We start from the raw sequence: 13,395 nt of genomic DNA on the forward strand, positions 1-13,395 counted from the left end.
CCTGTTCTCTATCCTAAAAGTGGGTCTGCTTCTTCCCGATCCCAAGCTTGCGCTTGATCAGGTTGATCCCCTTTTGAATCTTCTTTTCGCCGCCCAGCTGGCCCCAGGTCATTTCCACGTAGTTCTGCTGGGTCGTGTAGAGCCAGACGTCCATCAAGCGTTCTGAAATGTAGCCATAGACTCTTTGGTCTTGGACTGAGTAGCCAGAGATGTCAATCTGTCCCTCCAGTTTGCTCAAAACGCCAAAAATAAACGTGCAGTAAGCGTCAAACTGTTCCTGCTTCATGACGAACATGTTGAACATGTGGGCGCTGCGCCGCTTCATCATCATGTCAAAGGCCGGCAAGTATTCCGGGTAGTCCTTGGCCAGGATCTCTCTGGTCTTGTCCAGGGGCTCAGCCGGGTGGGCATGCACGTAATGGTCGTAGTTGCTTTCAATATAGTAGTTCCGCTTGGTCGGCACGATCACGTCATGCTTTGCAAGCAGGCGGACATAATCTGCTTCCTTGGCCACATTTTCCAAGGTGAAAGGCTTCTTAACATAAAAATAGCGTCGATAATGGACCAAGCCCACTGCATCAACGTCCTTCAAGTTCTTCCAGGCCCAGTAGACCCCGGTCAATTCATTGTAATAAGGGTTCTTGGCCGAAATGTTGCTGCCTTCGTCATCGCGCTGGTAGCTGATGCCGGGCTTGTAGTTCTTGACGGCGCCAACCAAAACCGGCAGGTAGACCGGGTCAGTCGGCATCGGGAACTGCTTATGGGCCGCGACTAATACTTTAACCTTCATTTGCTCGCAAACTCCCCCATTCTAATAGGCACCTTCTTTTTTGAAAATGCTGATGATGGTCTTAAAGAAAATAGCAATGTCATTGCCAAGCGACACGTGGTCAACGTATCCCAGCTCGACGTCGCAGCGCTCCGGGTAGCCAATATTGCTCCGCCCCGTAGCCTGCCATAAGCCCATGGCCCCAGGCTTGACTGACAAGAACTTGTCCACCCGGTCGCCATATTCGGCTAATTCTTTCTCCACCACTGGCCGGGGGCCAATGATGCTCATGTCGCCCTTTAAGATATTGATGAACTGCGGCAGCTCATCAACCGAAGTCCGCCGCATCCAGCGGCCAATTGGAGTGATTCGCGGATCCTCTTCAGCCAGCAGCTTGTAGTCATTGGCCACATACTTGGCGTACAATTCCGGATCGCTCTTCAGCACTTCTTCCGCGTCCATTTTCATCGAGCGGAACTTGTACATCTTGAAGGGCTTGCCGTACTGCCCGATTCTGGTTTGGGCGAAAAAGGCTGATCCCCCGTCGCGGCTCTTGATAATGATGGCCAGGATCAAGAAGACCGGAGAAAACAGGATCAAGGCCAGCAGACTGCCGACGATGTCTAAGAATCTCTTTACATACTTGTATGCGCCCAAGTGATTCACGTACTTGGACGTTTTCGCTTCTTCATTCATTATATTTCCGTACAACCTAACAAATAAATTATTTCAGTCAGCCTCAACAAGCAACCGGCTGGTGAAATGATGGATGTTCAGCAGACTTGCTCAAGGTGCTACTAAACCTATTATATCTAACTAGTATAGCATCTTTTTCCTAAGAGAGTCACCGTCAATTGCCAATCCAAGCGATTGCAAAGAAAAAATGCTGGATGCTTACATCCAACATTTCTAAAATTCATTGCTCTGTTTACTGAACCGTCTTGGTCTTCAGGCCCATGGCCTTTCTGATCAAGTCGCTGATTCTTTGCCGTTCAGCGGTTGAGACTCTTTGGTAGGAAACCCCGTCTTCCATGAAGCCGGTCCCGTGAGTGTAGTCAGTTACGACATTCTTCGTGGCTGGCATGTAGGAAGTTGCCATTGAAGTCAAGTCACTGAAAGTCAAGTCGGTCTGCACCTGCTTGGATAATGATGAAACGAAGCTGGTGTTCAGCAAAGTCTGGGCTGATTCAGCCTTCTTGACGAGGGCCTGCAGCACTTGCCGCTGGCGCTTTTGGCGGCCGTAGTCGCCTTCTGGGTCATCGTAGCGCATCCGGCTGTAAGCCAGAGCCTTGGCCCCGTCCATGTGGGTCTTCTGGCCCTTGGTGAAGGTGTAGCCTTCATAGCTAAAGCTCATGACTGGCGCGATATCAACCCCGCCAACCTTGTCAACAATCGTCTTCAAGCCGCCCATGTTGACCAAAACGTAGGCGTTGATCGGGATGTTGAAGTAATTCTTCAAGACCTTAGCCAGCTCACCGGCATTGCCGTAAGCATAAGCCGCGTTCAATTTGGACGGTGAGTGTTCCGGGTAGTCAGGCAGGTTGACCTGGATGTCCCGTTCAAAGCTGACCAAAGTCGTCTTCTTGGTCTTTGGGTTCAAGACGGCAACCATGATGGAGTCAGTCCGGCCCTTGTAGGTTCTGCCCAAGGCCCCGGTGTCAGTCCCCATCAGCAGGATGGAGATTGGCTTCTTGCTCTTGATAACGGCGTTCTTGCTCCCGTTTTCAGCACTGGTAATCCCGCCTGAACGGTAGGCGTTATTGGCCGCGTTCTTAACGGAGCTGTATTCATGCCAGGCGAAGATGCCCAGGCAGACAACGATGACGCCGACCACGGACCAGAAGATCCGCCAAAACTTGTTGCGCCTCTTGCGTTGTCCTGTTCTAGTGTTTAAATTATTGTCATTCAATATGCTTCACCAAATATCCAATCTCTAGAATAGATGTAATAGTTTCATTATATATAAAATTCTTAAGCCTGTATCGGGCCCAAAGAATTTTTTAGCTTTTTTTAAAAAGATCAAAGCTCTGCAACTACCGCTTATTCTGGCAGGAAGCCCCAAAAAATGCAAGCCCCGTAGGCAAAACGCGGTATAATTAGAGCAACGATTTTACACATTAGTGTCTTGTGTAAGATTTCTGGGAAAAATAAAGTATAGAAAAAGAAGTGGAAAGGAAAAGATCATGCAGATCTCTCTGAAGAAGGGGCTGACCAGCCTGCTGGCTGCCTCCGCCCTTCTGGTCTTTGGCTTCCAAAGCCCAGTCAAGCCGCAAGTCCAAGCCGCCACGCTGACCAAGAAGCAGCTGCCAGGGCTGAATTACGGCAAGAAAAGCATCGTCACCGTCAACAATAACAAGCCCAGCTTTTCAAAGGGCACCATGTCCACCAAGAAAGGCGCTTGGCAGACCTACAGCAATCTGGACTCACTCAACCGGGCCAGAGAAGCCAACGCGCTTTTAAACAAAAAGCTGATGCCAAAGAGCCAGCGGGAAGCCTTGTACTGGGACCCAACCGGCTGGCACAACAAGCGGATTGCCGGCGGCTGGCTCTACAACCGCTGCCACCTGATTGGCTACCAGTTGACCGGGCAAAACAACAACCCCAAGAATTTGATCACCGGGACCCGGCAGCTGAACGATCCAGACATGCTTAAGTATGAAAACATGGTGGCCAACTATGTCAAGTCATCAAAGAAGCACTATGTCAGATACCGGGTGACCCCGATCTTCCGGGGCCGGGAGCTGCTGGCCCGCGGGGTGGAAATGGAAGGACAGTCCGTTGGCTCCAATGCGGTCCGTTTCAACGTCTACATTTTCAACGTGCAGCCTGGCGTAAAGCTGAACTACGCCAACGGGACCAGCGTCGTCTCTAAGGCTGCCAGAACCGTCGTCAAGGCGGCCAAGAAGTACCACCCTAAGAAGAAGGTTGTCAAAAAGGCCAAGAAGACCGTCAAAAAGGCGGCCAAAAAGCCAGCAAAGAAGGCTTCCAAGAAGAAGGTCTACACTTCAGCCAGCAAAGGCAAGATCATCGGCAACAAGCGGAGCAAGATCTACCACGTTCCTGGCCAGGCTGGCTACCACATGAACTCATCCAATGCCGTCTACTTCAACAGTGAAAAGGCAGCCCGGGCTGCCGGCTACCGGAAGGCCATGCGGTAATAAGGCAATTTTTTACATAAATAAAGAGGAACATCTCCTAATGAGATGTTCCTCTTTTGTTATGCTGATTTACACAATTAGAAGTTCTTTGTGCTCATGTACTTGGATGGAGCAACGACATAGTACTTCTTGCCCTTAAGCAGTACCGCGCCACCGTAAGTGTACTTCTTAGCCCCCTTCTTTACGAGGCCCTTTTGCTTCTTCAGCTTCTTGTTCTTATATGCGTAAACGTAGCCTGCCTTCTTGACCGTCCGCTTTACGCCATCAATGTTACCAGCTTCAACGTACTTGTTCTTGGCAATCTTGTAGTAGAGCTTGTTCTTGATGATCGCGTAGCCTTGGGCGTAGACCTTCTTGCCAGACTTGTAGTAAGCCTTGCTCTTCTTGCCCTTGGCATTGTAGACGCTGGAGTCGCGCTTGACTTGTACGTACTTGCCGACCTTGGCGTAGGTAATCTTTGCCCCGCTCTTCTTGTCAAACAGGTACCACTTGCCCTTGATCTTTTGCGCGCCGTAAAGCATTTGACCCTTTGCGTTGTAGTAGACGGTCTTCTTTTGCGAAACAATCTTGACAAAGCCAGTCAGCATCGCGCCAGTCTTCTTGTCAAAGTTGTACCACTTGCCGTTGATCTTGTGCTGACCCGTCAGCATTTGACCATTCTTGTCGTAGTAGACGGTTACCTTCTTGGACAGCTTGACGAAGCCGGTCTTCATTGCACCGGTCTTCTTGTCAAAGTCATACCATTTGCCGTTGATCTTCTGGCGGCCGTAAACCATCTGGCCTTGAGCATTGTAGTAGACAGTTTTCTTGTCGCTTGCAATGTAGACAAAGCCAGTCAGCATCTTCCCGCTCAAATCAGCAAAGTTGTACCACTTGCCATCGATCTTTTGCTGGCCATAAAGCATGTGGCCATCAGTTGGATCGTAGTAGACAGTCTTGTTCTGGCTTGGGATGTTGACAAAGCCAGTCAGCATTTCACCAGTAGTCTTGTCGAAGTTGTACCATTGGTCGTTGATCTTGTGTTGGCCATAGTACAAGGCACCGCTGTTGTCATCGAAGTAGTACTTCTTGTTGCTGATCGTTTGAGCACCAAAGACTTGAGCACCAGTGCTGGTGCTGTAGTATTGGACGTCGTTGCCGACTTTTTGCCAGCCAGTTTGTTGGGAAATCTTGCCATCAGCGTTGTCACGGTACAGATACCAGCTGCCGTTCTTGTTGACGCGGTCAACAAATACGTCAGTCTTTGCCCGGGCTTCCTTAAGCGTCGTAGCCACCAGTTCAGGATCCGAACTGTTTTCGTTCCAGTCCCAAACGCCCTGTTGGGTCAAGTAGTCAGAAACGACTTGGGTCGTCCCGTCATCCTTGACTTCAACCAGATAGCTTGGCCCCAGGGTAGCGTTCTTGCCCGCGCCGGCAACTTCACCACGGTTGCCCATGTATGGGTTGACCAGCAGGAAGTGGTTTACAAAGTAGTCCTTGGTATAGGTCTTGCCGTTGACAGTTACGCTGTTGCCCTTGATGTTGTCTGGATTGATCTTAACTGCATAGTATGAGTAGGTAGCACTGCGCCAACTAAATGGCACTGAAGCCCCCAGTACCAAACCGTCACCGTTCAAAGGAACAAAGTTGCCAGTCAGGCTGTCAGATACGAAACCAAGCATAGTCACGTTGTCGCCGACAGTCGTGTCAGTTGCCTTGCTCAGGTCGGTGTCAGTCGCATGGTTGATCCGGGCATCAACGAACAGGTAGTACTTTCCGTTCAGCTTCATCAGGTCAGGACGTTCAATTTCGTCACCTGCCAAAACAGTTTGTACCAGTGGGCTGTAGAGTTTCTCAACCTTTGGCTTCTTAGGGTTGCTCATGTCCAGCTTCATAAAGCCGATCGAACTGTTGGCCAATTGAGCCCGTATGGTCATGTCATCGCTGCCGATGATCTTGATGATTTCACTTAAGTTGTAGCTGGCGTCGCCACCGTAACGACCCCATTGGTACAGATTTTCGTACTTTTCAGGGTTTGAGCCGTCGTTACCAGTAGCAGTTTCGAAGGCAAGGTAGTAGTTGCCATCATCGTCTTGGAAGATGTGACCGTCACGGTTTTGCGGGTTGTCACCGCCGCGGTTGGCGCCATTTGCCCATTGGTCAAAGGTTTGGTAGGTAATGCCATCGCCTTCAAAAAGGATTTGGTCATTTTCAACGCCTTTAATTGAAACGACCCCATTTTCCAAACCCAGGTTAACAGTAGCGCTGGCTACGCGCTGGTGGTTGGTCCCCAATTGGGACAAAACGTTAGCGTAGTAAAGCTGAATTGAACCATCAGAGTTGAGCATCGCAGAACCAGACCATTGACCACTGGTTACAGCCATATTGTAGCCAAAGATTGAGCCAGCAACCTTCCAGTTGGCAAAGTTGTTATCACCATACTTGTTATAAAGCAAATACAGGTGGCTGTCTGACTTATGCGGAATCCCCATCATGGCTACAACCAGTTGGTAGCCATTCCAGTTTTGAACGTAGCCAGTCTTCGGGTCCTGAACAGGCCATGAGTCCCAGATGTCCATGGTTGCTTCTTCGCCAGTTTCAGCATCCTTGACCTTTTCCAGTCCTGGCATATTGACAACCTTGTCACCCTTGACCAAAGGTATTTGCATGTTCTTGTCACGGGTAACGACCTTGTTGGTGATTGAGTCATAATCCTTCAAAGTGTATTGGTTGTCCATGGTCTTATTGAAGAGGTCAACCTTGTTCAAGGTATCGATCACCTTGTCAGTCAGCTGATCCATGGTAACCGTGCTGCCTTCGCGCAACGCTGCCGCGATAATCTTCTTGGCAGTATCATTCAACTTGCCAGCCTTGAAGGTGTCAGTTGCTAAGAACGCATTCAGCTTGGCATTGTTGCTGATGTTTTCGCCGGTAATATCTTCGCTTTGGTACTTCTTTGGCAAAGAAGTGATTGGGCCACCGTTAGTTGCCTTGTCTTGATCAGGGTTTTCTGGTTGCGTTGACACGTCAGTCTTGCCACCAGTGGAAGTATTGCCGCTGTCTGGCGTTTCTGGCGTATTTCCTGAGTTTGACCCTGGCGTATCTGGCTTGGTCGTGCCAGTATTAGCCGTACCAGTGGAAGTATTAGTACCAGCTTGATTTGCTGAAGTGCTGGTTTGAGCGCCACTAGTTGCTTGATCCTTAGCAGCAGTGGCAGTTTGATCCTTAGCAGTTGCTTGATTTGCTGCATCTGTGGCAACAGTGGCAGTTTGATCCTTAGCGGCTGCTTGATTTGCTGCATCTGCGGCAGCAGTGGTAGTTTGATCCTTAGCGGCTGCTTGATTTGCTGCATTTGCGGCAGCAGTGGTAGTTTGATCCTTAGCGGCTGCCTGATTTGCTGCAGTAGTGACCGGAGCAGCGTTAACCTTTGCATCCTTGTTTGCGTCAGCGTGTACGGTACCAGCTCCTAAAAGCAGAGAAGCCGTAAAGGCTGATGCCAAGATACTTAAGCCTGAGAGCTTAGCATTAATTTTCTTTTCTGACATACAATTACCTTTTCCTTAATATACTATTTAGTATCATGAACTTAATATTTTAATTAACTTACACAAGTTTATTTTAACGCACTTTATGTTGATGCAACTTGCGCTTTTAGTGTATCCAAAGTTTTTTTATTATTTTAAGTTTTCCTTCTTATTATTTCATATTTGCTTACAACGAAAGCTAATCTTCGTAACTAGAAAGCGCATATTCCAGGCATAGTTTAAATAATGCTTCTCATTCTTCTATCGAAAGTGGTAGCCTTAAAAAACATATTTTTGTCACGCTTTCGTCCTAACCCCCTGCCAATAAAATCTTATCCGTTATTTATCCGGAATTGAACGCATATTTCTTGCGTCGCAGGCACTTTCTGTGTATGATCGTCATTAGGAAAAGGGCCAAGAGGTCAGTACCCCCGCTCCTTTTCCTACGGTTCGTAAATATACTTTTTTCTTATATATTGCATTTTTTGATACACATTTTTGTAGTAACACAATTAATCGGCATGCGGATGTTGCTCACTTTATAAGAATTCAATTCCTTTCTATATTTTTCTGATACCCTAATCATCCGCCTGCCATCCCCTTTTTACATTACACCAATAACACACAAGAAGCCTCAACTGCAGTTTGAGGCTTCTTTCTTGTCTGTTTATAATTTCTTGGCTTCGTCCGCGATATCGCAGCGCATAAGCTTTTCGAGCATGCTAATGTATTCTTTGGGCACCTTGTGGCCCTTATAGGTGAACTTGAGATTGCCATCACTGATTTCAATCACCTTGTCCACCTGATATTTATCCCACTCCTTGTTGGCCTGCAAGACCGTTTCAGCCGGCAATCCAGCCATAATGCTGGTCTTTGGGACGTCAAAGAGCTTGGCCATCTTGCTGACGGCCTTCATTCTCGGGGCCTTGCGGCCAACCTCCCAGTTGGAGACGGTCTGCTTGGAAACGTTAAGCAGATTCGCTAAATCCTGCTGACTCAGCCCCTTTTTCTTCCGCAACTCTTTCAAGTAGCGGCCAATCATATTATCTTCCATAACTAATTTCACCACCTGGGCTTAGCCTAACATATTTTTGCACTAAATGAAATAATTATTAAAAGTAATCCGCAACATTTTTGTAAACTAAATAAAAAATAAATGAGTCAGGGCTTACATCCCTGACTCATTTAACTATACAGTTATTTTTATTTACTTCATAAAAGTTAGATAACCATCTCGGACTTCTTCTCCCGGTGCATCAATTGGTAGATGACCTTGCGCGGTTCGGCGTGACCGTTGACGACAGAGTCAACGGCGAAGACGATTGGCATTTCAACTTCGTACTTCTTGGCCAGTTCCAAGGCAGCTGGGATGGCATTGATCCCTTCAACCACCATGCCGACTTCCTTCTTGGCTTCTTCGGCGCTCTTGCCTTGGCCGATCAAGAAGCCCGCGTTGTAGTTGCGGCTTTCCTTGCTGGTGGCGGTCACGATCAAGTCGCCCATGCCGGCCAGACCGTCAAATGAGCTTTCCTTGCCGCCCATCTTGAGGCCCAGGCGCTTGATTTCCGCCATCCCGCGGATGATCAAGGCTGCCCGCATGTTGTCGCCGTAGCCCAAGCCGGAGCAAATCCCGCTGGCCAAGGCAATGACGTTCTTCAGCGCCCCGCAGAGCTCAACGCCCAGGCGGTCAGCGTTGGTGTAGACGCGCATGTTGTCGTTCATGAAGACGTCTTGAACCTTTTCGGCCGTTTCCTTGTCTTCACAAGCTGAAACGATGGTCGTTGGCAGGTCCTTGGCAACTTCTTCAGCGTGGGTTGGGCCTGACAGGGCCACGTACTTGACGTTGTCGTGCTTGCCGTCCTTGGTCAGAACGTCTTGGATGACGCCAGTCAAGGTCAGCAGCGTGTCTGGCTCAATCCCCTTGGCCACGTCCACGATGATCTGGCCGTCTGGAATGAACGGCGCTGCCGTCTTAGCCGTTGATCTGACGAAAACGGAAGGAACGGCAAAAAGGATGATGTCCTTGTCTTCGCAAGCTTGGGCGACTTCCTTGGTAAACTTGATCGCGTCCGGAATAACCATGCCTGGCAAGTTCTTTTGGCGGCGCGTGGTCGCGAGCTGGTCAACTTCGGCTGGCAAAGCTGACCAAACGGTCACGTCATGACCTGAATTGCTAAGCATCCGGGCCAAAGCCATGCCCCAAGTACCTGCCCCCAAAACACCGATTTTTGCCATATTATTACCTCACTTAGTTGTTAATTCCTTATGTAAAAGCAATCTCCCTAGGCTAAAAAGCTCCAGAAGATTGCCTGAATTTGTCTACTGAATTGTACTAACTCGTGTTCAATTATAACACTCTCGGCCCGCTTGGCAGCTCTCCCCCAAAAAGATTATCCAAAACATTAACTTTGAATCGGTTTCAGAAAGAATGGAAGAATTAGCTAAAGCGCTTACGGCCACCTCGTATTGTACGGGACTTGGCCGCTTTTCGCAAGGTAATTACGCTCCTATAAGAAATTACTTATGCAGGAATCTCGCTCGCGACCCGGGGTCAAAGCGATGTCATCAGCGATATGGCGGTTTTTAATTAGTTTTTAGTCTCGGTTGCAGATGATAAGCGATTACCATGTTATAATGGAAGGAACACATTACTTCTGGAGCGCGCGACTTGCTCCAACTATCTCAGGTATAACACATGCGCAAGAAATTAAATTTGAAGAAGGCAAACAAGAGCGACTTCCTGCTCCTACTTGCCGCCTTTTTTCTGCTTTTCATTCTGAATGCTGGCATCATCAGCTACGTTCAGCACCAAAGAATGGTTCGTGAACGTGAGCAGACGGCCTTTATCGCCCGTGGCTTCTCACAGACGCTCAATGAAGAACTGGACAATACTTTTTCCTTAACCGACATTTTTAAGGAAACTATCGTCTCCCATGACGGCAAGATCGTCAATTTTGACCGGGTTGCCCAATACTTAATGGCCAAAAATACCGCCCTTGGCAGCCTGCAGCTGGCCCCAAAGGGCAAGGTCACCCACATTTACCCCCTCAAGGGCAATGAATCCGGATTGATCGACCTTTTAAAAGATCCTGACCGGGGACCAGTCTGCCGCTATGGGATCAAGCACCATATCACCACTCTGCAGGGGCCCTTCAAGCTTGCTCAAGGCAGCAGCGGCATGGCGGTCCGCAGTCCTATTTTTCTCACCGAAAACGGGAAAACGACCTTCTGGGGCTTCGCAATCGCTATCATCAAGGTGCCGGACATCTTTAAGGCCACGGCCAAGACTATTGGCCTGTCTGGCTACAACTACCATCTTTACTCGAATACGTCCCCATTGACCAGGAAGAAGGCCCTGGTCATGAAGTCCGGCAGCCAGCTGGATGACCCAGTCTCCCTCTCCTTCAGCACCTCCAGCAACAATGACTGGCGGCTCTTGATCTCTCCTAAGAACGGCTGGCAATACAAGCGCAGCCACTGGGTCCTGATCTACGTCCTGCTGCTTGACGTCCTACTGGTCTTATTGGTGCTCTGGATGATCAATCGGCGGATCAGCACTCGGGTTCTGGAAAGAGAAGCCACGCGCGATCCCCTGACCCAGGCATACAACCGGCAGGGCTTTGACGGCTACATGCAGGACTACGTCCTTCAGCACCCGAATGAAAAGTCAACAATCATCATGCTGGACGTCGACGACTTCAAGTCGGTTAACGACGTCTTCGGCCACCATGTCGGCGACCAGGTCCTAGTGGATTTGACCAAGAAACTGCAGCAAGTCTTTGGCGAGCACGCCATCGTCGGCCGAAACGGCGGGGACGAGTTCGTCGTTGCCCTGCCTGGCCTGTCAATGAAGCAAAGCGAGCCATTGATTGAGAAAATGTCCAAGCTCAAGCAGACCACGGTCGTGGACAAGAAGCCGATCGACTTTTCCATCTCCATGGGCTACTCCGACTTCCCCGGCCAGGCCCAGAATTACGTAGAAGCCTGCCGTTTTGCTGACGCGGCCCTGTACGAGGTCAAGATCGCCGGCAAAAACGGCTATGCCAGCTACAAATCTGGCCTGGCCCAAGACAAGCGGCACAACCAGCTGGGACTGGGGATGCGGGCCTTGGCCGCCGGCGACCCGACCCCGCTTTTGGTCGTCAAGGTTGACGGGGATGAGCCAATCTACGTCAACAAGAGCCTCTTGGACCTTTTCAACTGCGAATTGTCGACTAATTTTTACGACTATTACGGCAGCTCTTTTGTCAACTTAATTGCTCCGCCCGACCGCGACCGGGTATATACTGAACTCAAAGATTTTCTGGCCCAGGCGGAAGACGGGGAGCGCTTCAAGGACGACTTTTCGGTCCTGACCACGGATGCCCGCGTCATCCACGTCTGCAGCGAATTGAAATACTCGCTCAACCAGCGCTACGGGGCTTTGATCTACATGAACTTTATTTTGAATTAAAAGAGGAACGAATATGGCAGAATTTGACGCAAGCAAGCTGCGGATGCCCAACCTGCGGATTTTAGGACAAGACACCCGGCCGCTGTTCGCGGATGCAAAGGGGGATAAGGACAACGGCCAGTTGCCGCCGGCCTTGGCTGTCCATGCGGGCTTTAACAGGGTCTTTCAAAAGGGCAAGCTGACTTTCGGCCTGATGGCCCCATTTAAGGGCTATCCAGACACGCCGATTCCTGACGTCAGCAACTTGGTCAAGAATGCCAAGCTGGCTGAAGAAGCAGGCTTTGCCGCCTTGTGGATGCGGGACGTGCCTTTTTATGATCCCTACTTTGGAGATGTCGGCCAAGGGCAGGATCCGATCGCCCTTTTGGGCGCTTTGACCGGGCAAACCAAGGAAATCGCCTTGGGGACTGCCGGTCTGATCCTGCCTGAGCGCAACCCCATCCATGTCGCGCAAGCCGCCGCCACCTTGGAGATCATGTCGCAAGGCCGTTTCCTGCTTGGCATGGCCAGCGGGGACCGGAAGTCTGAATACAAGAATTTTGGCAGAAAATGGGAAGAGCGCGGGGAAATCTTCAAAGAGGGCTGGAACTTGACCAAAACCTTGCTGGAGACCCCAAAGCGGCCGCACTTCAACAGCGAGTACTACGGCAACCTGAACGGGACTTTGGACTTTATTCCCCAGCTTGAGCAGCAGCTGCCAATGGTCGCGATCGGACGCTGCCGGCAGGACTTGAACTGGCTGGCCAACAACGCGGACGCCTGGATCTGGCACGGGGTGGCTGAAGACGAAACCGCGCAAATCGTGGCTAAACTGCAGGACCTGAACCAGGACGGCTATTGGCATCCGTTTGGCTACCAGAATTTCGTTGAGCTGCTGGAGGATCCAGATGCACCATGTCAGCTTTACAACAAGATCTACCTGCGTGGCGGGGCTAAGTCCCTGGCCCAATTCTGGAAGCAGCAGCGCAAGCAGGGCCTGGCCCACGTCATCATCAGCCTCAAGCCAAGCAACCGGCCAGCGGCAGACTGCATCCGTGACCTGCACGACTACGTGTTTGATGAAGTCAACCAAGATTAGCAAAAACCTGAAGCTCACGAGCTTCAGGTTTTTTGTTCGGTTGGACGTGGCTGCGGTAATTATGGGGACGAGTTTGCGTGATTTGGACGTGGCTGCGGTAATTCCGGGGATGAATTTGGCTGATTTGCGCTTGGCTGCGGTAATTGCGGGGATGAATTTGGCTGATTCGCGCTTGGCTGCGGTAAAAACGGGGATGAATTTGCGCTTGGATACGGTATTTATGGGTACAATCACTGTTTTAATCCCCATTTTTTACTGAACCAAGCGCCTTTTCAAAAATTCGAGCCCCGCTTTTTTACTGAACCACAGCAACCTCTATAATTTTTGCCACAGTTGGAAACCTTTTGGGGATAAATTCTGAGATTATTTACTTAGTTGAGGACTTTGCGGGGATAAATTTCGTAATTTTTGACTTAGTTAGGGACTTTGCGGGG

Annotated in this window: 10 protein-coding genes; 4 read left to right on the top strand and 6 right to left on the bottom strand. The window is 49.9% G+C overall.

What is annotated here, in order from left to right:
* Positions 1–13: 13 nt before the first annotated feature.
* The 3 genes from OCH80_RS04915 to OCH80_RS04925 form a co-directional block, all read right to left on the bottom strand.
* On the bottom strand, positions 14–790 hold the full coding sequence (locus tag OCH80_RS04915) for a DUF4422 domain-containing protein (protein ID WP_404538436.1): 777 nt from the start codon (positions 788–790) through the stop codon (positions 14–16).
* Between the two features lie 21 nt (positions 791–811).
* A complete protein-coding gene (locus tag OCH80_RS04920; RefSeq protein ID WP_404538439.1) occupies positions 812–1,465 on the bottom strand; it encodes a sugar transferase in 654 nt (217 codons plus the stop codon).
* A gap of 232 nt (positions 1,466–1,697) precedes the next feature.
* On the bottom strand, positions 1,698–2,678 hold the full coding sequence (locus OCH80_RS04925) for an LCP family protein (RefSeq protein ID WP_404538442.1): 981 nt from the start codon (positions 2,676–2,678) through the stop codon (positions 1,698–1,700).
* A gap of 274 nt (positions 2,679–2,952) precedes the next feature.
* Here OCH80_RS04925 and OCH80_RS04930 point away from each other — a divergent pair, with 274 nt between their 5' ends.
* Entirely contained in the window at positions 2,953–3,927 is a 975-nt protein-coding gene (locus OCH80_RS04930) for a DNA/RNA non-specific endonuclease (protein WP_404538445.1), read from the top strand.
* 77 nt (positions 3,928–4,004) lie between these two features.
* Here the strand turns inward: OCH80_RS04930 and OCH80_RS04935 are convergent, their stop codons facing one another.
* From OCH80_RS04935 to OCH80_RS04945, 3 genes are all read right to left on the bottom strand, one after another.
* Positions 4,005–7,451: a glycoside hydrolase family 68 protein gene (locus tag OCH80_RS04935; RefSeq protein WP_404538448.1), complete on the bottom strand. Its 3,447-nt coding sequence runs from the start codon at positions 7,449–7,451 to the stop codon at positions 4,005–4,007.
* 646 nt (positions 7,452–8,097) lie between these two features.
* The gene (locus tag OCH80_RS04940; protein WP_154549529.1) at positions 8,098–8,484 is read right to left on the bottom strand and encodes a helix-turn-helix transcriptional regulator; all 387 of its coding nucleotides are present in this window, start codon (positions 8,482–8,484) and stop codon (positions 8,098–8,100) included.
* A 167-nt stretch (positions 8,485–8,651) separates the two neighbouring features.
* The gene (locus tag OCH80_RS04945; RefSeq protein WP_404538451.1) at positions 8,652–9,665 is read right to left on the bottom strand and encodes an NAD(P)H-dependent glycerol-3-phosphate dehydrogenase; all 1,014 of its coding nucleotides are present in this window, start codon (positions 9,663–9,665) and stop codon (positions 8,652–8,654) included.
* 460 nt (positions 9,666–10,125) lie between these two features.
* Here OCH80_RS04945 and OCH80_RS04950 point away from each other — a divergent pair, with 460 nt between their 5' ends.
* The 3 genes from OCH80_RS04950 to OCH80_RS04960 are packed head-to-tail and all read left to right on the top strand — an operon-like array spanning position 10,126 to position 13,220.
* Positions 10,126–11,883, top strand: coding sequence for a diguanylate cyclase (locus tag OCH80_RS04950; RefSeq protein ID WP_404538454.1), 1,758 nt, complete (start codon positions 10,126–10,128; stop codon positions 11,881–11,883).
* A 13-nt stretch (positions 11,884–11,896) separates the two neighbouring features.
* On the top strand, positions 11,897–12,961 hold the full coding sequence (locus OCH80_RS04955; protein ID WP_404538457.1) for an LLM class flavin-dependent oxidoreductase: 1,065 nt from the start codon (positions 11,897–11,899) through the stop codon (positions 12,959–12,961).
* Entirely contained in the window at positions 12,942–13,220 is a 279-nt protein-coding gene (locus OCH80_RS04960) for a hypothetical protein (RefSeq protein ID WP_404538460.1), read from the top strand. The genes OCH80_RS04955 and OCH80_RS04960 overlap by 20 nt, the downstream gene beginning before the upstream one ends.
* Positions 13,221–13,395 lie beyond the last annotated feature (175 nt).

Source organism: Lactobacillus sp. 23-2 (genome assembly GCF_044902225.1).
Lineage (GTDB): Bacteria > Bacillota > Bacilli > Lactobacillales > Lactobacillaceae > Lactobacillus > Lactobacillus absianus.